At 31.1% G+C, this 25,109-nt stretch carries 23 protein-coding genes and 1 pseudogene; 3 read left to right on the top strand and 21 right to left on the bottom strand.

From position 1 onward, the window contains the following. Positions 1-162: 162 nt before the first annotated feature. The 14 genes and pseudogenes from BUA99_RS01415 to BUA99_RS15060 all read right to left on the bottom strand — a co-directional run bounded on the left by BUA99_RS01415 (position 163) and on the right by BUA99_RS15060 (position 13,729). Positions 163-984, bottom strand: coding sequence for an endonuclease/exonuclease/phosphatase family protein (locus BUA99_RS01415; RefSeq protein WP_072987246.1), 822 nt, complete (start codon positions 982-984; stop codon positions 163-165). A gap of 79 nt (positions 985-1,063) precedes the next feature. Next, a pseudogene (locus BUA99_RS15510) lies at positions 1,064-1,228 on the bottom strand (DUF6804 family protein); the annotation flags it as partial. A gap of 511 nt (positions 1,229-1,739) precedes the next feature. Beyond that, entirely contained in the window at positions 1,740-3,116 is a 1,377-nt protein-coding gene (locus BUA99_RS01405; RefSeq protein WP_072987243.1) for a DUF4407 domain-containing protein, read from the bottom strand. Continuing rightward, a complete protein-coding gene (locus BUA99_RS01400) occupies positions 3,109-4,503 on the bottom strand; it encodes a protein kinase domain-containing protein (protein WP_072987240.1) in 1,395 nt (464 codons plus the stop codon). Before BUA99_RS01400 ends, BUA99_RS01405 begins: the two co-directional genes overlap by 8 nt. A 14-nt stretch (positions 4,504-4,517) precedes the next feature. Then, positions 4,518-5,069: a phospholipase D-like domain-containing protein gene (locus BUA99_RS01395; protein WP_072987237.1), complete on the bottom strand. Its 552-nt coding sequence runs from the start codon at positions 5,067-5,069 to the stop codon at positions 4,518-4,520. Beyond that, positions 5,069-6,076: a protein kinase domain-containing protein gene (locus BUA99_RS01390; RefSeq protein ID WP_072987234.1), complete on the bottom strand. Its 1,008-nt coding sequence runs from the start codon at positions 6,074-6,076 to the stop codon at positions 5,069-5,071. Before BUA99_RS01390 ends, BUA99_RS01395 begins: the two co-directional genes overlap by 1 nt. A 2-nt stretch (positions 6,077-6,078) precedes the next feature. Continuing rightward, complete coding sequence (locus BUA99_RS01385; RefSeq protein ID WP_072987231.1) at positions 6,079-7,326, bottom strand: hypothetical protein; 1,248 nt, start codon at positions 7,324-7,326, stop codon at positions 6,079-6,081. 17 nt (positions 7,327-7,343) lie between these two features. Continuing rightward, positions 7,344-8,192: a vWA domain-containing protein gene (locus tag BUA99_RS01380; RefSeq protein WP_072987228.1), complete on the bottom strand. Its 849-nt coding sequence runs from the start codon at positions 8,190-8,192 to the stop codon at positions 7,344-7,346. A gap of 525 nt (positions 8,193-8,717) precedes the next feature. Then, positions 8,718-9,083 carry a DUF6567 family protein gene (locus BUA99_RS01370; protein ID WP_072987222.1) on the bottom strand — a complete coding sequence of 122 codons (366 nt, stop codon included), beginning with the start codon at positions 9,081-9,083 and terminating at the stop codon, positions 8,718-8,720. 207 nt (positions 9,084-9,290) lie between these two features. Continuing rightward, positions 9,291-9,686, bottom strand: coding sequence for a hypothetical protein (locus BUA99_RS01365; protein WP_072987220.1), 396 nt, complete (start codon positions 9,684-9,686; stop codon positions 9,291-9,293). Between the two features lie 264 nt (positions 9,687-9,950). Beyond that, a complete protein-coding gene (locus tag BUA99_RS01360; RefSeq protein ID WP_143151701.1) occupies positions 9,951-10,253 on the bottom strand; it encodes a hypothetical protein in 303 nt (100 codons plus the stop codon). Positions 10,254-11,092: 839 nt separating this feature from the next. Next, a complete protein-coding gene (locus tag BUA99_RS01355) occupies positions 11,093-11,761 on the bottom strand; it encodes a DNA-binding transcriptional response regulator (protein ID WP_072987215.1) in 669 nt (222 codons plus the stop codon). 11 nt (positions 11,762-11,772) lie between these two features. Next, positions 11,773-13,434: a tetratricopeptide repeat-containing sensor histidine kinase gene (locus BUA99_RS01350; protein ID WP_159430922.1), complete on the bottom strand. Its 1,662-nt coding sequence runs from the start codon at positions 13,432-13,434 to the stop codon at positions 11,773-11,775. A 124-nt stretch (positions 13,435-13,558) separates the two neighbouring features. Then, positions 13,559-13,729, bottom strand: coding sequence for a hypothetical protein (locus tag BUA99_RS15060; protein WP_159430921.1), 171 nt, complete (start codon positions 13,727-13,729; stop codon positions 13,559-13,561). Positions 13,730-14,064: 335 nt separating this feature from the next. Here BUA99_RS15060 and BUA99_RS01345 point away from each other — a divergent pair, with 335 nt between their 5' ends. After that, positions 14,065-14,922: a hypothetical protein gene (locus BUA99_RS01345; RefSeq protein ID WP_143151700.1), complete on the top strand. Its 858-nt coding sequence runs from the start codon at positions 14,065-14,067 to the stop codon at positions 14,920-14,922. Between the two features lie 96 nt (positions 14,923-15,018). Here the strand turns inward: BUA99_RS01345 and rplT are convergent, their stop codons facing one another. The 6 genes from rplT to BUA99_RS01315 all read right to left on the bottom strand — a co-directional run bounded on the left by rplT (position 15,019) and on the right by BUA99_RS01315 (position 19,655). Next, complete coding sequence (gene rplT / locus BUA99_RS01340) at positions 15,019-15,363, bottom strand: 50S ribosomal protein L20 (protein ID WP_072987204.1); 345 nt, start codon at positions 15,361-15,363, stop codon at positions 15,019-15,021. A 175-nt stretch (positions 15,364-15,538) separates the two neighbouring features. Further along, positions 15,539-15,736: a 50S ribosomal protein L35 gene (rpmI, locus tag BUA99_RS01335; RefSeq protein ID WP_022827375.1), complete on the bottom strand. Its 198-nt coding sequence runs from the start codon at positions 15,734-15,736 to the stop codon at positions 15,539-15,541. 95 nt (positions 15,737-15,831) lie between these two features. Then, a complete protein-coding gene (gene infC / locus BUA99_RS01330) occupies positions 15,832-16,389 on the bottom strand; it encodes a translation initiation factor IF-3 (protein WP_370566874.1) in 558 nt (185 codons plus the stop codon). 16 nt (positions 16,390-16,405) lie between these two features. After that, positions 16,406-18,352: a threonine--tRNA ligase gene (gene thrS / locus BUA99_RS01325; RefSeq protein ID WP_072987198.1), complete on the bottom strand. Its 1,947-nt coding sequence runs from the start codon at positions 18,350-18,352 to the stop codon at positions 16,406-16,408. A 170-nt stretch (positions 18,353-18,522) separates the two neighbouring features. Continuing rightward, positions 18,523-19,155 (bottom strand): hypothetical protein, encoded by a 633-nt coding sequence (locus BUA99_RS01320; protein WP_072987195.1) that lies wholly within the window; start codon positions 19,153-19,155, stop codon positions 18,523-18,525. Next, positions 19,152-19,655, bottom strand: a complete 504-nt coding sequence (locus BUA99_RS01315; RefSeq protein WP_072987192.1) for an RNA polymerase sigma factor — start codon at positions 19,653-19,655, stop codon at positions 19,152-19,154. Before BUA99_RS01315 ends, BUA99_RS01320 begins: the two co-directional genes overlap by 4 nt. Positions 19,656-19,945: 290 nt before the next feature. Here BUA99_RS01315 and BUA99_RS01310 point away from each other — a divergent pair, with 290 nt between their 5' ends. After that, a complete protein-coding gene (locus tag BUA99_RS01310) occupies positions 19,946-21,250 on the top strand; it encodes an NAD(P)/FAD-dependent oxidoreductase (protein ID WP_072987189.1) in 1,305 nt (434 codons plus the stop codon). A gap of 620 nt (positions 21,251-21,870) precedes the next feature. Here BUA99_RS01310 and BUA99_RS01305 read toward each other — a convergent pair. Next, positions 21,871-22,932, bottom strand: a complete 1,062-nt coding sequence (locus BUA99_RS01305) for a DUF3810 domain-containing protein (RefSeq protein ID WP_072987186.1) — start codon at positions 22,930-22,932, stop codon at positions 21,871-21,873. Positions 22,933-23,611: 679 nt separating this feature from the next. On the opposite strand from BUA99_RS01305, the gene BUA99_RS01295 reads away from it, so the two are divergent. Then, a complete protein-coding gene (locus BUA99_RS01295) occupies positions 23,612-25,090 on the top strand; it encodes an aminoacyl-histidine dipeptidase (protein WP_072987183.1) in 1,479 nt (492 codons plus the stop codon). Positions 25,091-25,109 lie beyond the last annotated feature (19 nt).

The following is a 25,109-nucleotide window of genomic DNA, read 5'->3' as shown; positions in this document are numbered from 1 at the left end:
ATTCAGGTAACATTTATAGATTAAGTCAAAGCTAGATTCGGTCAGCAAGATTATTAAAATGTTTAATTAAAACGTGATCGTATCAACTTTTATCTTTTCATAAGATTTGCAGATTTAGTTTTCAATGTGAATGCTTTGTTTATCATAGAAAACGTTACAATTTTAATTCAAAGAGAACTGAAACCAAATAGGAATATGATCTGAAATTGTGCGTGCTTCTTTAAGTGAATTGAAGTTCGTGTAAAAATGTAAAACCCCTGAGTCTAAAACTTTAATTTTTGCGGACGAATAAAATATATTATCAAATTCTGATGCGAGACAATTTTCGTTTTTACATTCTTTTTTTAGTGATGTTTTTTGTCCAATGAAAACAGACTCATAACCCATTTTCTTCAATGGATTAAAAACAGTATGCGATTGCGGACAGTTAAAATCACCAGCAAAAATTAAGTTTAATTTAGGATATTCATTCGGTAAAAACTTAAAGTACTTAATTTCGGTTTCCGGTTGTCGGTTTTTGGTAATAGCGTGAAAATTCACTAGTGTAAATTGTTTGTCCTCATATTGAAAAGTACAGAAATAGGGCTCTCTATCAATCTCTAAATGGTATTTTTGTTCCAACCATGCTTTTCCTATTTTCTTCACTTTACTCGTTTTCCAGATAAAAGCATAACGCTCGGTTTTATAAGCACTGCTGCTTGTTGGTTCGCTTATGGTGTAATCCCATTTACTCCCTTTCCTATTCAATTCATCTGCTAATCTAGCTACTGCTTGCGCTCCGCCATAACCCGCTACAACTTCTTGTATGGCTATAATATCGTAGTTTTTTGCGGTTTCAGCAATATAAATTATAGTTTCATCTGATTTTGATTTTCCTAGGTTTTCTATATTCCAGGAAAGGAGTTTGACTTGGGCTGATAAAGTACTGGAAGATGATGTTACAAAAAGTATTAGCAGTACTAAATTTTTAATGTAATTATTCATAATTACTTTTATTCCTAATTTATTTATTACTTTGTTTTTTTGAATTTAATGCAATATTAATTAATAAACTGATAGCGACTCACACATCAACAATATTCCAAACAGTTCGTCCGAACGCGATTTTTACAAATGGCTGAAACAAAATTGTTAGTGCTATATCGATAAATATTTCGTTGTCGTTATTTTTTTTATTAACTAAAAATGCCAAATAACAAAAAGCAACCATCGCTACAAATCTAACGAATTGAAAATAACCCTAAGCTAAGTCTAGCAGGCATAAGAATAGGAGTATTGCTAGGGAGGTTTTTATGAATCGATTTTTCATTGTCTTTAAATGTTTTTATTTTAGTTCCTTTTACAGCTGCAAAAATAAATCAAAGGCACTGTATATACTTGTTGTCGAAATATATTTTTATTTATCAAAGACTGTATTGGTTTTTATTCTACTTATTTTAGTGATTATTTTTGCTAAGTAATTCAATTTCAATGGTCAATAATCTAAGCATCTCACCTTAAATTTTAGAGCACATAGCTATACTTTCAAAATACTTTTTATCACTTAACTTTGAGACTTCGCCATAATTATCAGGTATGGAATCCAGAGATTCCCCTTTTTTTGTCAATTCATCAAAATAATTTTTGATTAAAATTTCATCAGTGGTCTGATTGTTTAGCTCATATACTAATAATGAGAAGACTTTAGCCTTCAGTGTTTTTATGCTCGTCTCAAGTTTATGTTGTAGAAGTCTAAATTCTTAATTTACAATATTTGAATTAACAATTGAATTGTTATTGCTATTTTGCAATTTTTCAATTTCTTCTTCCTTCCATTTTAAAACAGCAATTTTTGCAATTTCAGCTTGCGCTAAAGCTATCTCATTTAATAACTCTACATTTCCTTTCAATTCTGCCTCTAATTTGTTCTTATTTTTTTCACTACTTATTTTTAAAACGGTATTAATTTCATCGTTAAGATTCGAAATTTTTATCTTTTGTTCCATACTAATTGCGTATTCTTTTGCTTCTAAAATCTCTTCATAAGTTCCTGTTGAGGATAGAAGTTTTACGACAACTGGAGCAGTTTCTAAAATCACAAAAAGTAAAGTAATAAGTAGACTTGCCCATGCAATACTTTCATTCTCATCTGTAAGCTTTGACAATGCTTGCAGTTGTGCTGGTAAATCTTTAGCATTATTAGAGCGATTAGTACAATCAGCTAAAAACACTTGTCTTTTATTATTATGGTCGTTAATTTGTTGCTGAACACCAGAGATTTGATTTGTATATTGTGCTTCAGTTGTTACAACTTGTCTTCTTAAAACTTGTTTTCGATTGTTTTTTTGGACTTCAAATTCCCCGATTTTTATATTGTTTCTGTTTATTTCACTTCTTAAAGAATTATTAATTTTAAAGGCATTATTTGCCGCAGCATTTCGTCTTATGGTCTTTCTAGGACTACCATCTTCTTTATAAATAATAGAACCATCATTTCTGGTTAAATTTGGATAAGATGTTCCTCTTGAAATAATTGAATTATTTACGCTAATTTTATTTTGGTTAGTTTGATTAAGTCCTGAAATTTCTTTTTGTTCTTTTACAAAGTCGGTATAAATACCATCTTTATTATAAATTTCTTCCGTTTTTTGTTTTCGTTCATCTTCTAAATTACTTTTACTTTTCGCTAATTTATCTCGTTCTTTATTCCAATCTGCTTCACATCCTGAAATACTTGCATTAGCTATTTCGCCCATAGATTTGTTTACAGCATCTTGAAAAAGTCTTAGTTCTAATGGTTTAGAAATAGTTATTGCTAATACGAAAGCTATTAGTAATCGAGGGAATGCAGTTAATAATTGTTTCCACCAAACACCCTTTTTATCTATACTGGTTACAATGTATCTATCGAGGCTGAAAATTACAATACCCCAAAATACACCAAGAATAATTGAAATTAAAACAGAATCAAAAGTAGAGTGTATCGCATAACCACCAGATAACGATGCTAAAACAGCAGTTAATAATAATGTACTTCCAATACCTGTAAATTTATTTTTTTCTTTAACTGTACATGCGTCGAGTATTTCTTGATCTGCTCCCGCACATTTGATAAGAAAATTAGATATTCTATTCATTTTTAAAAATATTTTTTAATTTTTTATTTACTCTTTCTTGAATTTTTTCAAATACTTCTGAAATTGAATCATTAGTTTTATAATTTGGCAGAAACGTATTTTTCGAATTACTGTTTAGCTTTTCAAAATCAAGAGGATTACAAGTAAAAATGGTTGGATTTAAGTTTATTCCCAAGTTTATCTGTGGAGTTTCAATTTTCAAATTTGAAATGGATGTTTGATGACTAAATATTGGTATTGGTATATTTAAAGTTTTAATGATTGGTGTTGGAAAAACCTTTACTTCAAGTTTTTTATCTACTGTTTCATTAAAACCAGTTGCAGTTAAAACATATTCAAAGTTATCTTGTGGCTTTAACACAACACTTCCATTATGCTCAACTTCATCTACTCCATGATTAATCATAACTTTTAGGGCATTTTCGACCTTCCATGATAAAGTTATTTCAAGACCTTGAATTAATACTTCTTTATCACTAATAAATTTTTCTATAACAGGAGGTTGCAAATAATAAGATAAAGGCTGTAAATCAGTATAAAACGTGATTTTTACATAATCAATTAAAACATCAAGAAGCTTATCTATTTTTAAAGAAAGTCCAAATAGGTCTTTATAAATAGCTGAATTTTCTAAATCCTCAAAATCAGTTTCAGAAAACAACAAATATTGTGTGTCTTTGACTTGATATTTATTCCAAAGTTCTGCTTTTTCAGCTATTGCGAGAATTGACAAATAAATAATCAACTCTGAAAAATAATCTGCTTTTAACGTAGCTTTTCCACCTTTAAAGCGTGATGGATGCTGATAACCTTTAAGTCCTGTTACAAGTTCTTTTTGACCTTCAATTTCTGGAATACAAATAGAATCATAATCTACTAATTTTATATCTCCTTTCTCGGTTACTAGAATATTTCCTTCTTGTAAGTCTCCGTGAGAAATTTGGTTGTATCTCAAATCTTCGCACATTTTCAAGAAGTTGTCTGAAAGTAAAACCAATGCTGACGAGTTAGTAAGGTTCTTTTCAACATAGTCTTTGAAAAGCAAACCATCCAACCATTCCATCCTTATAGTGTCAACCAATTCTCCATTTATAAGAATTCCTTTTTCGTCGTATATGAAATCTGCGAAATAGGGCAATTTTTTGGAGGCTAGGTATTTTGATATTCTTAAGTACCTGTGTTCGTTTTCACCCATTGGCACATGCCAAACACGAAATGCCCATTTTTTGGAGTTATGAGTTAATTGAAACACCATATTAAAACCACCTACATAAACAAATGGATTTCCATTTTTATTAATTCTAGCTATTGCACCTTTTAAAGCAGGTACTTTCAAGAAAAGGTCTAGATTTGCTATTGAAGTTAATATGTCCTGCTTGTTAGTCATAGATTAAAATTTGTCTAAAATATTTGAAGTATTTTTGATGGTTTATTATTACTTGCTTTTACATCCCATTTTGCCATTATATTTTCTATAGGTAGCAATGCCACTTTATTGTTTTTAATTGCAAATCCAAATTGGGGTTTGAGGTCTAAAAATTTGTTTTCAAATTGTTTCGTCAGTGAATCATCATCTTGAATGATTAATATATTTTCATCATTCATTCGAGCCTTAAACGACCAATTGTATGAACCCGTAATTACTACATTATTATCTATTATACAGAATTTGTTGTGCATAAAACTATCTCTCGAACTATCGGAAAGATTTCCTACATAACCAACCTTTCCTTTGAACTTTAAAAACTCTTTGAAATCTACTCTTGATTTTTTGTTAAACTCATGATTTGCAATAATTACTTCTATGTTCAATCCCTCTTTTAGCTTGTCGACTAATTTTGAGTAAATTTCAAAGTCAGTAAACCAAGCAACACAAATCTTTATATCCGATTGTGCATACTCGATATAATGAATGATTTGAAGATGTATATTTTCGAAGTAAACTTTTACCATTAAAATTTGTTTGTGATGTCATTTTTATTTGGTAGCGCAACTTTCTTTTTTACAGCTTGATTGGGTTGTTTTTCCCACTTATCAAAAATATTGTCTTTGGCTACTTTACGTCTGTTCATCAACAAATCTTCCAAAGGACGTAATTGAGCTATGTCAGTTGCTTTTAGTTCTTCCACCATCTTTTCAGTAAGTTGAGAAATTGTTGGATTAACTGATTTTAAATGAGTAATAATTAATTTTGAATTACTAGGATTTGCAAAGTCATCTTTTGAAAAAAGCAAATCCTCTGTTCCATAGTAGTCATCCCACAATTTTGGAGTGTCAGCATAAATTAAAAGGGAAAGATATATTACAAGTTCAGAGAAGTAGTCTAATCTTGAATTTACAAATTGATTGCTATGTCTTGCTGGGTGTTGATAACCTGGCAAACCTTTTATGGTGTCAGTCATTCCACTTAATGGTTCAATAAACATTGAATCATAATCAATTGCGACAAGCGAGCCATCACTTTTTATTAAAATATTTCCGTGCTGCAAATCTCCATGAGCAATATTCTCCAAATGAAAATATGCTGCCATTTCTTTGAATTTTTTTGCTAATTCAAGAATTTTAGAGGTGTTTGTAATATTGGAATTTATATACTCTTTTAAAGTTTGTCCGTCCACCCAATCCATAAGAACAATTGGATGAAATGTGCCATTTACCAATACTGCATCATCAATATATTTGAATCCTGCGAAATATGCGTTATTTAAATTCTCCAAATAATTAGAAATTTCAAGTGAACGTTTTTTTGCATCTCCAATATCTGCAATCCAGAGTCTAACAGCTACTTTATTTCCTGTTTGTTTATGAAATGGAAAAACAGTTGTGTAGCCACCTGAATATTGAATTATCCTAGAATCTTTTTGAATGATTGAACCACCAATTATTTCTTGTGATTTAAAGCTAACGAGTGGATTTCGCATTGCAGTAACAATATCTGTTCTAGAAGGATAATTTGACATAGTTAGAATTTATCAGTTATATTTTGCGAAAGTTTGTTTGGTGTTTTGGCATGTGGTTCAGGTTCTACTTTACTATTTGGTTCACTTTCTTGACTTTTGTACTTTTCTAAATTTTCAGATTTCTCAATTTCGCTATTATTTTCTTCGCCTTCAGCTGAAGGTTCTTTTTCTTCATGATGTTCTTCTGTTGCTGCTATTTTTTCATCAGTTTGGATTTCTACTTGTTCAGCAGATTGCTCTTTTCCCTTTTTACCAAACAACAACTCTTTTCCTTTTTCTATTATTCCTTTTTTAGGCTTTTCGATTTCAGTTTCTTCATCTTCAGAAAGTGTATTTTCAATAGGTTCAATTTGTTGAGTTTGCTCAATAGAAATTTCAGAATCAGAATTTTCTTGTTTAAGAATTAATTCTTTCTCTTTTGCTTTTTCGACAAATTCAATTTCCTTTAGTTGGACCTTTACAAGTTCGTTAATATTGGAAACGTCTTCTGAAACGTATATTAATTGGTCTTTTTTGTCTTCTTCTATTTTAATTGACAAAAAAGCTGTATCGTCATTTCCTAATTTCTCATTGTGTCTTTCTTCATCCACAAAACGCTCAAAATCTTTTTGATTTTGCCAAACACTAATCTTACTTATTGCATTTTCCTTTTCATTTAAAAACCATTCTGCAAGCGCATCAGTCATTAAATAGAATGTTCCAGAAGTCAAATGGCTTTCCATTATCTGTTTTTCTCCTTTGTGATTATCTCCTAAACTGCTCAAGTAATCTGGAAAATTGTCAAAAACAATTGGTTCTTTTTTTGATGATAGAACAATGCATTCTTTTGAAAAATCTTCGATTTTTTTTGGTACAAAAAATAAAAAGCTGTCTCCCAAAGTTTCTGCCTTCCAAAACCATTCTTTCTTTTTTTTGTAAAATCTTAACCCAACAAAAGTTGCAAGTCCAGATTCTTTTCTATTGAAAGCATTTTTAGTGAACCATTTTGCATCAGGTTTATTAACGATTTCAGTAACTTGTTCTAACCAATTTTTTTGACAATCGATTATAAATTGATCTTCATCAAAATCCTTAGAATTAACCCATTTGTTCACTAAAACGTCAGCCCAAATTTTTGGAAAGAAAGATTTAGAAACACCGTCAGAAATGGCGAATTTATTTTGTGATTTATTATAGGCATATCTATCTGCACAGTCAAAGAATAATTCTGATTGTTTTGCCGTGATATATCCTTTAATTGATATTTGCATTTAAGTCAATTTAAAGATTATGCGATTTTATCTGAACCACCAGAAGAACCGAAGTTGATGAACTGTATAAATTCTTGAGCATCTGCATTTGATACAAAACCTCTCGATTCGGGTTTAGTTTTGAAATCTTGCTTTTTAGCCGCTTGTTTGTACGATTCAGGAACTTTACTTGAGATTTTGAACAAGAATTTAGCTTGGTCATCAGAAAGTTCATTTTCACTTTCATTAAAACTGTGAGATTGCCCTTCTCCTAAGTGACAATTGAATATTAAAGGATTACCATCTGCCGAATTGATATTCATTATTTCTTTTGAAACAGAAATAGCGTTATTCATTGCAATATCAATTGAATCACCTGTATATGGTAAACCATCAGAAATATTTATGATAATTGGTGCTGGATTATCAGGTTTCTTTTGCAGCCAACCTTCAATTAATTCTTTTGTAAAAGAAAATGCATCTGCCATTGGCGTCAATCCATTTGCAGTTGGTTCAATAAATATTGGCATTTGTTCATCTATTTCGATTAGACCGCCTGCGCCATCAGAAACTTTCTTTTTTAATCGTTCCATTCGTAATGGATTGTCAGCAAATGAACTTAAATAGTCGGATCTAATGTCATCTACAGCAAGTGAACTACTTCCACCATATCCAATCATTGAAATGAATACTCGGTCTTTCACTTTTTCTCCGTCCATATTTGTGTTGATAAGTTCGTTTATGGTACGATTAATAACAAGTGCGGTAAATTCCGACCTAGTTTTTCCTTCTGCATAAGATTCATTCATAGAACCTGATTGGTCTACAAGAAAGATAATGTAACCTGGAGTTGCAGAACTCCATTGTTTTGAATTTGAATTAACCATGTTTATTTTTTTTATTATTAATCTAATACTTACCGCTCATTGGTTTAATGTAATATTATTATTTAGAATAGTGCATCGTTGACTAAGTACTAATGTTATTTGTTTATCTATTCATTCTCAAACTTCAAACTACATTCCCCCTTATACATATAATCTCTTTTAACCTTATAAAATTCTATAGGTACTTTCAAATCATTCTTCATAAAAAAAATATAATTATAAAGTGTACGCTCAGAAACTTTAAGCTTTTCACTCAACTGTTTTGGTGTTCCTGTCCAACTGTTTTTTATACAATCGTGAATTCTGATTATGATTCTTATATCCATTACTTTACAATTATACTATTGCTAACTGCAAACAGAATGCAGTGTATAAAGATGAAATGTCTAAATGATTTAATGGCCTCATTTTTAGTGTTGTAAGAAGTTTTTTTTATGAAGTAATATATATTAGTACTCTTCTTTGAGCAACGGGGATATTATATTATCTTCTTGCGAAATTTTATCTTCGCAAGAAGATTTTAAATTACTCCGTAAATTCTACAATATTTGCTGATGCAGTGATCGTCACTTTAGAATAAAAGGGAAAAAATCCATTGACATGTTTGTCGTAGGTTAAGTTGACAAGTGCTTTTGAGCCACTCAATTTAGCATTCTTCATCATTTCACTTTTTGCTTTCTCTAGTAAGGACCTATTTGCATTTCCACCAAATCCTAATATGTACGTATTAGAAGAAACACCACTGATATCGCCCAAAATATTAAAATTCTTTTTAGACAATTCAACACTCGTTTGACTCATACTCGTGTTACCTGCTATTGAGGCACTTCCCCCACAGCTTGCAATTGTTAATGCTAATGAAAGTGATAATAAGCTTAAAATTTTTTTCATAAAAAATAATTTAAAATATTAATTTCCTACTCTTGTGGATTTTCGGTTACTCCCCAATTTATTGTTATGGATCAATACCCCCAAACCTACCATCATTAAAAACAACATCTTTACGGGAAACCTCATTTTGATTAAATAAATATAATTTTGTTTTAACTAACTTAAAATCAAATGATTAAATGTTAAATTAATTTTAGAAAATTATTCTCAGTTAGAAACCTTACTTTGATAGATCGATTTTTTTATTTTATTTACTGTCATTATCATGTTACTTTTTAAAGCAATAGAAAATTTCATTTTACATAGTGAACCATTATTCAATTTGATTCTTAATTCATATCCGCTGTAATAACTAAACTTGATAAACATTGGTACAGTTGCGAGTAATACAATAGGAATTAAAAACTCAATAGCGACAGCAAAAGTCATCAGACCTATAAATAATAGTACAAAAAATACTGAAATTAAAAGAACTGACTTCGGTAATTTAAGCGGTGAAATGTAGATTAATTGTAAATCAGAAAATAAAATTTGTTTGCACTCATTTTTTCTTTTTATCAAAATTAGGCTGTCGTCATTGATGATCATATCATTAAATTTCATCTAAATATTCGTTTTTGTGTTTGTAAGTATATTTAATACTTTTTCTGTTTAAGTTAGTAGAGATTAATACCGCGATCAGCGGTTTTTCCAGATATGATATACGATATAAGCGATGAATATTGAGCCCAATATTAGGAATCCAACTTGGGCATAGAAAAATAAGTTCAAGTATATCAGAGTAGATGGTGTCATTATCAATAGTTTAGTTGTTCGTAATTCTATGATTAAAATCATAACGAATATTGTATTGTTATCAAGAATATTTTAAGAATATTTATAAATAATTTTCCCTTTCTTGTGTCTTGTTGGAGATTTTTCAGTAAATTTTAAGTTGGGCAACAAACTATACTTTTGAGGAACAATGAATTTTTTAAAGTGATTTGTTTTTTTGTTTTTATTTAAAATTAGCTGCTTATTCTTTTTAATAACAATTGCGGAATCAGCCTTATTTAAAGATTGCACATTACTCGATTTATTGTTTTTTAGTGTTGCAGCAATACTATTCCAGGTAAATGCGATGGTTACACAGAAAATGATCTTGTAAATAGCGAAAACAATTTTAGTCATATTTTTTATTAAATAATTGTCACTTTTTAGTATCATTATATTAGAAATGTTTTTATTATTTTCGTTCTTTTTCAGTGATAATTTTTTAGCAATAATTTTATCTGTATCACAGTTGAGTACACCTATTATTATTATTATTATTAAAATTTAATAATAAGCTGCATTTTTAATCATTTAGATTTTGCCACCAAGACTTAATGGCTTTTTTATTTAATAATTTGTAGCTCTACTTATTACTTTGCTCTTTAAATGATTTGTTTTAATGCTTTTAAATATTAATATTCAAAATTAGGATTATGAAAATCAAGAAGTTTACGGGTTTCCGTAAAAGCAAAGAATATAATAAAAAAGTATGATGATAATTTTTTAAATAGTTGTAAATGAAATATTTAAAAGTGATTATAAAGTAGGAAATTTAATATTTTAATTGAAAAATAGTAGTTTCACCCATAAAACTATTTTATACAGATTGTTAGTATTGGATTGCAATCAATAAAGGCAGTTTCTAAATTATTTATTCTATTATATTGTTTTTTTTACTTTATTTGGTACGGTGAAGTTGGTGTCATATACAATCAAAGGTCTTCAATATAATATTTTATGGAAGCGACTTTTTTGAAACTTAATTAAGTGATTTCTATAATATTTTTGTAATTTATAAGTGTGTTGGATTTGTGCACTATAAATAGGAAAGTCCAGCTAAATAATTCATCTCCATTGGAGAAAAGGTGGTTGCGTTTTCGATTTTTACTTGGCAACAGCCAAATAAAAAATTATGCTACAAATAGGAGCAATGGTATTGTTATGTGTAAATTTCGGAGAAAGATGAATTGGTATTTTTAGATCAGTCCTAAATCTTTAGTAATTGCTATCAAATGCACGTTATTGTTAGCTTTGAAGTATATTTTTAGTCGGTTTATTCGTTTTTCTAAACTGCTACTGCCATTTGGTTGAATTCTGGAATCTTTAAATTCTGAAGAAATTTCGTCCAGTGTTTGCCCTTTAGCTAATGATTTTAAAAGTATTATATCGTAGGACTCAATTTCAAAAATAGTTTTATCTCGTAAAGCAAGCGCTAATTCGTTTGATACTATTACCTCTTCATTATTAGAAATACGCTGAATTGCAGCTTGAAGCTCCTGAATGCTATCTCTACCTTTACATACGTAAGCATTTATTCCAAGATTGTTAAACAGAGATTTTATTCGGAATGATTTATCTTCGATAGAAAAAATGACTGTTTTTATTCCAGGTTGTACCTTTTTTATAGCTTCAATAAGTTCTTCTCCAGAGGTTAACTTATTTTCCCGATGGTCTACTTTGAATGATAAATCACTTATAACTAAATCATAAGGTACATTGTCATGAAGAGCTTTTTTTAATTTTAAAAGTGCATCATCGCAATATTTTGTATGATGAATTTCTGTTATAGAAAGTGTTTCTAACGCTTGAACTATGGCGATGCTTATGGTGTCTAAATCTTCGGCAATTAAAACTTTATTAAACATATTGAGTACAGTTATATTGGAAATATTATGTTTGTTTTAAATCCTTTATTGGATTTAGTATCAAAAGTAATTGTTCCTTTTATAGCTAGAATACGGTTTTCCACATTTTGAAGTCCATTTTTCAAATTTATTTCGTCAAATACAACTCCAACCCCGTTATCACTGTAATCTAAGTGTAATTTATTTTTAATATTTTTGAAAGTAAGTACTACTAGACTGCATTTACTATGTTTTTTCATGTTTACTAATAGTTCTTGAAGCACTCGATATACAGTAATTTTTTTATTCTCTTCAACAGTTGCCCAGTTAATGGTATCCAGTCCGTTTATTAGAATGTTAATGGAATTAGTATTAAAACCCGACATCATTTCTTTTAGATTGGGTATAAATAAATTGCCAGTTTCTATTGCGCTATTTTCTCTGGATATGTTTCTAGTTCTGGAATAAATAGTATCCAGATTATTAAGTAAAAGTTCCTTATTATCGGCTGTAGATAAATCTTGTGTTTCAGCAAAAGCCATAGTTTGATAGACATCATTTGCTAATTCATCGTGAAGTTTTTTGGCTATTCTAATTTCAGTAGTATAGGAGGATTTTATTTTTTCTCTTTCATTTTTGGCTACTAAATAATAATAGATAAAACTGGTTATAGTAAAGCCAAATCCAACTATGAAATACAGTACTAAATTCTTGTTTTTTTGTTTTTCTAATTGTAATGTATCTTCAATTTTTTGTGTTTTAAGATTTAGATTTTCTTCCTTTTCAATTTTAGAATCGTATTTTATTTTTGCAAAATTATTTTTTGCTTTTTGTCTAACTTTTTTAATACTATCGCTGATTTGAAGATGTTTTAGCGAATATTTCTTGGATTCAGTTCCCGTACTGGCTTGAATCAATAACGCTAAAGATGCAATACGATCATCAATACTATTTATTTCGCTCGCTTTTTTGTATGCTAATTGCGCATAATCAATGGCTCGATATCTATTGCTTTTCTGATAAAATTCTGATAAATGATTATAGCTTGTAATCATTCCAAATTTATTATCTACTTGTTTTTGCATCGACAAACTTTCATTTAAATAACTTAAAGCATTTGGGTTGTCTGTTTTAAAATAGCAATACCCAAGATTATCAAGTACTCTTGCATAATGTTCTGTATCGCTCACTTCTTTTTTACCTAATGACAATGGAATTAGAATTGTTATAGCTTTTTTATAATCATGTTTATCCATATAAACAACTGCTAGATTATTCTTGAGTATGGCCTTTTGTAACTCACTTTCTGCGTGTTTATAAGCTAGATTAAAATATAGAATAGCGTTGTTATAGTCGTATAGGTTTTCATAATTTATTCCTAGGATATTGTAGGCCGAGCATTTATAAGCAGCGTTGGTATGGTGCTGAAAATAGGAAACTACTTCTGTAGCTGTTGTCTCACTGCTTGAATAATCACCCTCTATCTGCTGGATGTAAGCCATTCTTAATAACGAATAGATGATTCGGTTAAGATCGGTGTTAACATCACATACCGACTTTGATTTATTAAAATAATAAAAAGCACTATCAAATTTTTGATTAGACATGTGCTTCTCCGCAATAGTATAATAGTTATCGTAGGCTTTGTTGACAGTGGATTTTGCATTAGTTTTTAGCTCCTTTTTACAGGACATAAACCCAGATAAAAATAGCATTGATACGATGAAAATTGGGGAATGTAACTTTTTTAGTAGCATTCCCCGAAAATACAGAAATTAATTAAAACTGTGATCTATTTTTAATTAACATTTGTAAATATTACTTTGGTGGAGGAATAGGAGTTTGTCCATTTTGATTACCTCCTGAATCGAAGTCAACATTTAGTTGTAGTTTTTCATTAGTGGTGTTGTTCTCTAAATCGTCTGTAGTACAGGAGTTCATTAAGATACTCGCCAGAAAGTATAGCGATACTAAAATTATTCTTTTCATTTTTTTTGAGATTAAAAATTAGACATAAGTTGGGCTGTCCGATTTTGAAATCGGATTTTACCCTGAGTCTGATTCCTGAAATTGGAATTGCTCTTTTTGCTTTTTGGGAAGTGAAGTGCGCCGGAACAGAATAGTTTTATTTATACTTCCCGAATAAATGAACTAAGCTGTTTTGCATCACTTTTTAGAACCAGTTTTGTACATTTGTCTTAATTGCAGGTTAGGACAACAACGAATTCTGAAGCAAAGGAATGCTTGATGTCTTGAAAAATTGTAATGGAATTCCAGTGATTCTACTAATTCCGATAAATTCTTTTAAATTCTATTTAAGGTCTATGAGTAAAATTACTTTTGAAGAATATAAGAAAGCTGTTAGGGCAAAATATGCAGTAAAGAAGCGTGATGATGTGTCAGGGATTTTATTGAATCCTACTCCTGCACAATTGCGAAATTTGTGTTTGTTGCTATTTGAGAACGGATTAAATACTACTGACGAAAATATATTCAGTATGTTTTTTAATGCAAAGGAGGTGGGAAGTATAAGGAGAGCGATAGTGAATTTTGATGTGAGTAAATTCAAACCGATAATTTCATTCTTGAAGGAAGAGAAAGATTCAGAGCATGTGACCAGAATTGAATTAGCAGCCGTAATTGTAGATTTTATCCCAAGACCTTACAGTAAGTATTTGCAAAGTGATGAAAATGAAACAGCAAAGATTCCAGAATTCTTACCAGTAGAAAAAAATGAAATAATGCGTAAGGTTTATAAATTATCAGAAGAACCGATAGTGATTATATCTAAAAATAATACTGGAAAAAGCATTGCAATTGGTTTTTTAGTTTTGCTTTCTTTATGTTTTATGGGATACACAGTCAAAGGAGTCTTTTTTCCGAAAAAGGAATGTATGCAGTGGAAAGAGGATCATTATGAAGAAGTAGATTGTGGTATTAATCAATTAGCAATTGGACAATTAAATACCGTTTTTCCTTTGGATGAAAATACCATCCATTTAAAAAAAGTAAATTCAAATCATAAGCTTACCTTCTTTAAAAATGGTAATGCTTTAATTTGGTATTCTAAAAATGAAGGAGTAATTGAACTATTTAATACTTCTGGTTTTAATCCTGAAACGGGCAAACCATTGAAACCAATAACGAAATATATTATCGAGAAATATAAGTTGCAAAAATAGTAATTCAATAAAAATGGCTAGAAAATAAAAAACCCCATTACGCTAAGCGAATGGGGTTTGTATAAGTAAGTAATCTAAATTGTGTTGATAAAACGTTTATTTTACTTTATTAAGTATTGCTTTGAAAGCTTCTGGGTGGTTCATAGCTAAATCTGCAAGAACTTTACGGTTCAATTCGATATTATGCTTTTTCACTTTACCCATAAATTGAGAATAAGATATTCCTTCCAATCTAGCCCCAGCGTTGATACGTTGAATCCATAAAGCACGGAAATTTCTCTTATTCACTTTTCTATCACGGTAAGCGTAGCACATTGCTTTTTCTACCGCATTCTTAGCAACTGTCCAAACGTTTTTACGTCTACCAAAGAAACCTTTGGCTTGCTTCATTATTTTTTTTCTTCTTGCTCTTTTAGCAACTGAATTTACCGATCTTGGCATAATTTTATTGTTTTTTTTGTAGCAGGCGGCTTGAATTAAATCAAAAGCACTTAATGGCCATACTCCAAGGTTATTTTAAATTGTTTTAACCTAAAGAAATCTTTAGTCAAATGTCAAATGTCAAATATCAAAAGTAATTAACTTTAGACTCTAAGACTTTCTAACTTTAGACTTATTAGATAATTCTTAATTGTTGTTTAATGCTTTTCATATCTGTTTTGTGAACTAGCGCTGAATGTGTCAAAGCTAATTTACGTTTTTTAGATTTTTTAGTCAAGATGTGACTTTTAAAAGCATGCTTTCTTTTAATCTTTCCAGAACCAGTAACTTTGAATCGTTTCTTGGCGCTAGATTTGGTTTTCATTTTAGGCATTTTTTCCTAGTGTTTTAATTTATTCTTACTTACTTATTTTTCGGCTGAATGCTTTTGGCTATTAGCTTTTAGCTAAAGGCTCAGAGCCAAGAGCTTTATTTCTTTTTCTTTGGAGCGATAAACATAATCATTCTCTTTCCTTCAAGAACGGGCATAGCTTCTACTTTACCAAATTCTTCTAGATCTGTCGCTAATCTTAACAGCAAGATTTGACCTTGATCTTTGTAAATAATCGAGCGACCTTTAAAGAAAACGAATGCTTTTAATTTAGCACCTTCCTTTAAGAATTTTTCTGCGTTCTTTCTCTTAAATTCGTAATCATGCTCATCTGTTTGAGGTCCAAAACGAATTTCTTTAACAGTCACTTGCGTCGACTTTGCTTTAAGGACTTTATCACGTTTCTTTTGCTCGTAAACAAATTTCTTGTAATCCATGATTTTACAAACAGGCGGCTCGGCATTAGGTGAAATTTCAACTAAATCCAATTCAAATTGATCTGCTAATCGTAAAGCTTCTGTAAGTTTAAAAACTCCAGGCTCTATATTTTCTCCTACAAGTCGTACTTCTTGTATACCACGAATAAGGCCGTTTATTCTATGGGCATCTTTTTTTTCTACGCGAGGTTGGTAACCTCTGTTGCTTCTTATTGCTATGACTTTATAATTTAAGTTAAACTGTAAATACTTTTAATGTTTTGCTGATTTCTTCGTTTACAAGCGTAGCAAATTCATCGATTGTAACTGTAATATTTCCTTTTCCTTCCTGACCGTGACGTCGTATAGAAATTGTTCCGTTTTTTTCTTCTTCTTCACCAACTATAAGCATAAATGGGATTTTTTGCATCTCCGCATCTCTAATTTTTTTACCTATAGTCTCATTTCTGTTGTCAATCAGGGCGCGAATTTCGTGATTTTCTAGCAAATCTAAAACTTTTTTCGCATATATTTCATATTTCTCACTCAAAGACAATATTATAGCCTGTTCTGGCATTAACCAAAGTGGGAAATTTCCTGCTGTGTGTTCTAATAAAATAGCTATAAAACGTTCCATTGAACCAAATGGAGCTCTATGAATCATCACAGGTCTATGTAATTCATTGTCAGAACCTTTGTATGTCAAATCAAAACGTTCTGGTAAGTTATAATCTACCTGAATTGTTCCTAATTGCCATTGTCTACCTAAAGCATCTTTGACCATAAAATCCAGTTTCGGACCATAAAAAGCAGCTTCACCATATTCAATAATAGTATTCAAACCTTTATCTGCAGCGGCACTTATAATAGCATTTTCTGCTTTTTCCCAGTTTTCATCGCTACCAATATATTTTTCTCTGTTTTCTTTGTCTCTCAATGAGATTTGAGCAGTGAAATTTTCAAATCCTAAAGAACCAAAAACATAAAGAACCAAGTCAATTACTTTCTTGAATTCTTCATCCAATTGATCTGGAGTACAAAAAATATGTGCGTCGTCCTGAGTAAAACCCCTTACACGAGTTAAACCATGTAGTTCACCACTTTGTTCGTATCTGTAAACGGTTCCAAATTCAGCATAACGTTTTGGCAAATCTTTGTATGACCACGGACGCACATTGTAGATTTCGCAGTGATGTGGACAGTTCATTGGTTTTAACAAAAACTCTTCACCTTCATGCGGAGTAGTTATTGGTTGAAAGCTATCAGCTCCATATTTTGCATAGTGACCAGAAGTTACATACAATTCTTTCTGTCCAATATGCGGCGTAACCACTTGCTCGTAACCTGCTTTTTTCTGTGCTTTTTTTAAGAATTGCTCTAAACGTTCTCTTAATGCAGCACCTTTTGGCAACCATAAAGGCAATCCCGCACCCACTTTAGTTGAAAAAGCAAATAATTCAAGTTCTTTACCAAGCTTTCTGTGATCTCTACGTTTTGCTTCTTCAAGAAGTGCTAGGTACTCAGTAAGATCTTTTTGTTTAGGGAATGATGTTCCGTAAACACGAGTCAATTGCTTATTTTTCTCATCACCACGCCAGTATGCACCAGCAACACTCATAATTTTCATCGCTTTGATAATCCCAGTGTTTGGAATATGACCACCACGACATAAATCAGTAAAAGTATCATGATCGCAAAACGTAATTGTTCCGTCTTCAAGATTTGTGATTAATTCTGTTTTATAAACGTTGTCTTTATATAATTCTAAAGCTTCTGCTTTAGTTACAGGACGTAATTTAAACTCATGTTTTCCTCTTGAAATTTCAAGAACGCGGTCTTCAATTTTTTTGAAATCAGCATCTGTAATTTTATGATCTTCAAAATCTACATCATAGTAAAATCCATTTGAGATTGCTGGCCCAAGAGTTAATTTAATTCCGGAATACATTTCCTCAAGAACTTGTGCCATGACATGTGAAGTAGAATGCCAAAAAGCTTTCTTACCATTCTCGTCGTTCCAAGTGAATAATGTAAGATTTCCGTCCGTTGTCAATGGAGTAGAGGTTTCAACAGTTGTACCATTAAAAGAAGCTGAAATCACGTTTCTAGCAAATCCTTCACTAATGTTTTTAGCAACATCCATCGGAGTTACGTCAGAAGCATATTCTCTAATTGACCCATCGGGTAAAGTAATCTTAATCATTTTTTAAAATTTTATGACTGCAAAGATAGATTATTAGAAAAACACAGACAATATTAAGGTAAGGTTTGTTTGTCTAAAATTTATGTACAAACATGAAATCTGAATAATTGAATTTAAGCTGCAGCAAAGTGAGTTATTTGCTGGGCTGATTAGCAGTTTAAATTTTTTAGTTAAAGATCTATTTTTTTTAATTCTTTGTAATTAATAAAAAGTTTACGCAATAATATGCCATAAACAACTCTGTAGAATAACCAAAATAATCCAAAAAACAGCAAGCTAGTAAGAAATAAAACACCAACAGTTATTATCATTACGTTGCTATTTGATGCAATTTTCTCTTTTAAAACTTCCATTTGAGGATTGTAAATAAATGCTACTGTAAAAGCGATAATAGTATAAATAACAATCATTCCTAAATTATACCAAACATAGTATTGAACTGTGCATCGCGTTTTCAATATATCTTGCATTAATTTTTTGGTAGATGTTGTGGTTGAAATTAAAATGTAATTTTTATAAAATTGATAGATAAAAATTAAAATAACGGCGTAATTGACATAAGTCAAAGCATCAAAATAAGGAATTAATTCTACATGTTTTATTTCTCTTAGATAATCATCACTATTAGAGAAAAGACTCAAGAGAGTCCATAATAAAACTTCTAAAATGCTGATAATCAATATCCACTTTACAATCGAAGACGATCTTTTATGGATCATTATGTAAATGTCATTTTCTGATACTTGCACAAAAGTATTATCACTCTTTTGCCAATCTTTTTTTAATAAATCCAGCTCTTTCATATTCCTAATGGATTTAAAATTTTCTTTAGTTTCCCCTTTATCCTGTTCATTTTCACTCTCGCATTTACCTCGCTAATTCCTAATGTCTCTGATATTTCATGATAATCCTTATCCTCTAAATACATAAATATCAATGCTTTTTCGATATCATTTAGTTGGTAAACGGCTTTATACATTAATTTTAGTTGCTCTTCCTCTTCATAGTCATATTCCACATCATTCAAGAAATGTTGTCGCCCTTCAAACTCTACAGTATTAATAGATCGCTTTGTTTTTCGATAGAGTGTGATTGCAGTATTCAGCGCTACTCGATAGGCCCAAGTGGAAAACTTACTATCACCTCGAAATTTTGGAAACGCTTTCCACAACTGAATGGTAATTTCTTGGAACAAATCCTTGTGAGCATCATCATCATTAGTATATAACCTACAAATCTTGTGGATTATATTCTGATTTTCTTGCAACTGCTTCACAAATGATTGTTCTAAACTTTTACTCATATATACGTTAGTAATGGCATTGTAGATTTTGTTACAAAGTTCTATTTTTTATTTGGGAGCTCACGATAATTTATTATTGACACTATCTATCCTGCTGTGCATTTCAATCTTTATTTTTCTGGAACAACCAGAAAAATAAAGGATTTCCATTCCCATCAGGGCTAAGTTACGCAACCTATTTTTAAAAGATATTTTCATAAAAAATAAAAGTTTGCTTTTATTTGACGAAAAGGTACATCAAAAAACTTTGTATATTTGATTCTTAATAACTTTGAAATGTTTACGAAAAAATGAATATCCCAAATTCAACTTTACCCAGAATAGTTATTATTGGTGGCGGTTTTGCCGGAATCGCTTTGGCCAAAAAACTAAAAAATAAAAAAGTACAAGTTGTTCTTTTGGACAAACACAATTATCATAATTTCCAGCCGTTGATGTATCAAGTTGCCACAGGCGGACTAGAAGCGGGTTCGATTGCTTATCCAATTCGGAAAGTGATTCAAGAGTATGATGATTTTTATTTCAGACTGACTAATGTGGAGGAAATTGATACTAAGAACAAGAAAGTAATTGGGGAAATTGGGGAATTAAGTTATGATTTTTTGGTGATTGCAACTGGTTCCAAAACAAATTATTTTGGTAACAAAGAAATAGAGCGCAACAGTATGGCGATGAAAACCATACCGCAATCGCTAAATATCCGAAGTTTAATTTTAGAGAATTTTGAACAAGCGGTTTTAACTAAAGATGTTGCGGAGCAAAACAGTCTTATTAATTTTGTTCTCGTTGGTGGTGGACCAACAGGCGTAGAGCTTTCAGGCGCTCTTGCCGAGATGAAAAAAGCGATTTTACAAAAAGATTACCCTGATCTTGATATTGCCAAAATGCAAATTAACTTGATTCAAAGCGGCGACCGAATCTTGAATACAATGAGTGAGAAATCTTCTGCGGCAGCCGAAAAATTTCTAATAAATCTAGGAGTGAAAATATGGAAAAACGTACGTGTTACTAATTACGATGGTCGCACGATTACTACAAATTCCGATTTGATTTTTGAAACTGCTACTGTAATTTGGACTGCAGGAGTTCAAGGAGCCATTGTAGCAGGATTAGATAGTAAGTCACTAGTAGAAAGAGTAGAGCGTATTCGTGTAAATGAGTTCAATCAAGTTGCAGGATATAGTGACATATTTGCAGTAGGCGATATTGCATCAATGGAATCAACTGATTATCCACAAGGTCATCCTATGATGGCGCAACCTGCAATGCAGCAAGGAGAGTTGTTAGGCGAAAATTTACTAAGATTAATTCAAAATAAAACCATGAAAGCTTTTAAATATAAAGATAAAGGTTCGATGGCAACAATTGGTAGAAATAAAGCGGTAGTCGATCTACCACACTATCACTTTAGTGGTGTTTTCGCATGGGTTGTTTGGATGTTTGTGCATCTGTTTTCACTAATCGGCTTTAAAAATAAGGCAGTTGTTTTCTTAAACTGGGTTTATAACTACATTCGCTTCGATCGCGAAGGTCGCCTGATTATCAGACCTTTTAAAAAGAAGAGTTTTACGACTTTTATAAGCGATGAAATTTAGTGCGTAAGTTCTTAGTCTTTATTTCTTAGTCCTTAGCTTTTAGTTTATAGTACATAGCCATATAATCGTAAATAGAAATAGCTAGCGCCTGATTTTGTCATACTGACGAAGTAAGTATCTCTACACTATTTTAGTCTTCCTGCGATTTTATTTATTCATAACTATTACATTCTTAATTTGTCATACTGACGAATGAAGTATCTCTGCATTATTTTACGATAAGTTTGATCTAAATTTATCTAACCCTTAATTTGTCATACTGACGAACGAATTATCTCTACACTATTTTACATTTTCTGTGATTTTAATTTATTCATAACTGATACACCCTCAATTTATCATACTGACGAAGGAAGTATCTCTACACTAGTTATAAAATTTTTGTCAACTTAACTGATACACTCTTATTTTGTCATACTGACGAAGGAAGTATCTCCATGACTTTAATTACATTATTTTACCATCACAAATGCTTTATTTTTTTCAGAATTAATAACTATTAATTTCAAAAATCCTCATTCAAAAATCGCAATAATAAGTTCGTCGAGTTTAGATTTTAATTGCTACGCTAGTTGCGATCGCTCGAGTAAAAAATCGTTAATTTACAATCACTAATCATTTTAAAAATCCTTTTCCTTATAATAATTCACCATTAAATCCACATACTTACTATAACTTTCTAGACCATCTTTTTGCTGATTCATTTTCAGGAATTGATCATAAAAAGCATGAAACCCTTTATCAATAATCGTATCATATTGTTTCCAAAAATCTTGACTTTCTTTATAATTTTTTAAAATTCCTGGATTAATTGTTTTTAGTAATTCATTGTAAATTTTTTCATCTCGAGCGTACCAATTTCCCATACAATACCGCAAAGCGGTACTGTAACCGGAATATTGAACATAGTTATCTTTATTATTTACAGAGGCTAAAAATCCTATAAAATTGCATTCACTCTCGCTAGCAAAACCCATTTGGTGTGCCATTTCATGATTAGTCGTCATAGGAAAGCTGTACATAGGTCCCAAATAATTGACTTGGGCTTCATTAGTAAACGGATTTAAATAACCGCCAAAACCCATATATGTCAGTGGTAAACTGAATAATGATTTCTTGACACTTGGGTTTTTATATTGAAAAAATGGATGTTTTTTTGAAAGCGTTTCGTAACCATTTAAACTCATCTTGAAAACTTGCTCTTGCGAGTAAGGCACAATTACTTTTAAGCTATCATTTTTTGTAATTAAAAGTTGAAGAGCATTAGTTTTTGCGATTAATTTTTTAGTAAAGATCAAAAGATCAGCGTCAGAATAATCGCGTTCTATATTCATCTTTTCAAATAGCGGTTGGCGGTAATAATTTAAACCCCACAGTAAGTGAAAACAAAAATAAAAAACTGAGATGAAACTTAAAACTACCAGAATGTTATTTTTCCAATTTAATTTCCACTTTTTTCTATTTGTAAAAAGCCATTTAACTCCAATAATAATCAAAACAAAATAAAGCAAATCACCCAAGGAAAAAGGTATTATTCCCAATACAATTCTAGAAATATTAGAAATAATAGGATACAGGCCGTTACTATAATAAAGTTCTACCTGCAAAGGAAAGTAGGGAATAATTTTTAAAGCAATAATTTGAATGACTAAGAATAAAGGAAGAATGTATTTGCGCTGCATTATTTCTAATTTGGTTATAAAATTAGTATAAATTGACCAACAGCATTTGTTTTGTGTGAGTTTGTAGTATAAAATAATTTTTATGGAAATTATCACAGACAGAATTACTGTTGATGCTGAAACTTATAATAGAAAACCTTTTATTCGTAACAAATGAATCACAATGCAGACTATTTTAGAATTTTTGAGTGTTGGCGAATCGCAGTAGGAAATAGTACGTCAATATCCATCATTAGAAAAGGAAAATATTTGTGCTTGCCTAAAATTTGCATCTGATTTAATGAAAAGAAATTTCACAATCAAAACTGCCGCGTAATGCCAAGTTTCTTAATTGACGCAAATCTTCCTTATTATTTTTCTATTTAGAATACCGCCTAATGCTAGTATAATATAAGAATTAAGATAGTTATTAAGATGTTTTCGTTAGTGATAAATAGTAATTAAAAGCACTATTCGCTCGCGTGAAGGGGAGAAGCAAACTACCAAAGTAGTGCGTATCTCCTGACAGCACTATGAAAAGGGGCTTTATATTTACAAAAATAGGGAGCCCCTTTTTATAGTGGTGGCACGCCCTAATAATTTAGCAAAATTTAAATGATAATTTACTTTGTAAAGGTAAAATCGATTTTAAACTTTGTAACTTTGAAATCTTAAATTGTTAAACTTCAAACACACGTAAATGAGTCAAGAAATAAGAAATTTAGAGCCAAAAGCACTTTGGAATAAGTTTGCTGATTTGAATGCCGTTCCACGTCCTTCTAAAAAAGAGGATCGTGTAATTGCGTTTATAAAAAACTTTGGCGAAAGCCTAGGATTAGAAACTTTTGAAGATGAAATACGCAATGTAATTATTCGGAAACCTGCTACAGCGGGAATGGAAAACCGCAAAGCAATTGTGCTTCAAGGGCATTTAGATATGGTACATCAAAAAAATGCTGATACCGTTTTCGATTTTGATACACAAGGAATTGACATGTATGTAGATGGCGACTGGGTTCGCGCTAGAGGAACTACCCTTGGTGCTGATAACGGTCTTGGAGTTGCTGCCATGATGGCCATTTTAGAAAGTACTCACATCCCGCATCCGGCAATTGAAGCGTTGTTTACCATTGATGAAGAAACAGGAATGACAGGAGCTTTGAATCTTAAAGGCGGTGTTCTTCAAGGTGAAATTCTATTGAATATGGACACGGAAGAAGATGATGAAATTGACATAGGTTGTGCAGGAGGAATTGATGTAACAGCAACCGCTGAGTACGATGAAGAGGAAACTCCAGAAGGTTCTGTAGGATACGTAATCACCGTAAAAGGTTTAAATGGTGGGCATTCAGGAATGGACATTCACAAAGGTTTAGGCAATGCTAATAAGATTATGAACCGCTTACTATTTGATGGTTTTGATAATTTTGGATTGCAAATTTCAGAGATTGTTGGTGGAAGTTTGCGTAATGCTATCCCACGTGAAAGCACTGCTAAAGTAATTATTGCTGAAGTATATGACGAAGCTTTTGTTTTTGACATGCAGCAAATTGTAAATGAAATCAAGACCGAACTTAAAACAACGGAACCTAATCTAGAAGTTATTTTCGAAAAAATGGAGGCAACTCCAGCTAAAGTAATGCCTTCAATTGCACAATTTTACTTTGTGAGATCGATGTATACAGCACATAATGGCGTTTATAGAATGAGTGCTGATTTTGATAATCTAGTAGAAACATCTAATAATATTGCAAAGGTAATTTTAGGCAAAGGCCAACTTTCCGTTCAATGTTTAACACGTTCTTCGGTTGAAACTTCTAAATTTGATTTGGCAAATGCTTTGCGTTCTGCTTTTGAATTAATGGGTTGCGAAGTAGAATTTTCGGGATCTTATCCGGGATGGACACCTAATGCTGAGTCGGAGATATTAGATGTCTTAGTGCCCATTTATGAAAAACAAAACGGTGCAAAACCAAAAGTAGTAGCTTGTCACGCTGGGTTAGAATGTGGAATATTAGGAACTAATTATCCTGATATGGATATGATCTCTTTTGGACCCACCATCCATGGCGCACACTCACCAGATGAAAGAGCAAGCATTTCATCGTCTCAGAAATTCTGGAAATTTGTGGTTGAAATTTTAGCGAATATTCCAGTGAAAAAATATATTCATTTATAATAAAAAGGCAAAATTAATT

The sequence above is a fragment of the Flavobacterium segetis genome (assembly GCF_900129575.1).
GTDB classification, from domain to species: Bacteria; Bacteroidota; Bacteroidia; order Flavobacteriales; family Flavobacteriaceae; genus Flavobacterium; species Flavobacterium segetis.
Note: the sequence above shows the minus strand (reverse complement) of the source record. Positions and strands in the feature narration are given on the sequence as shown.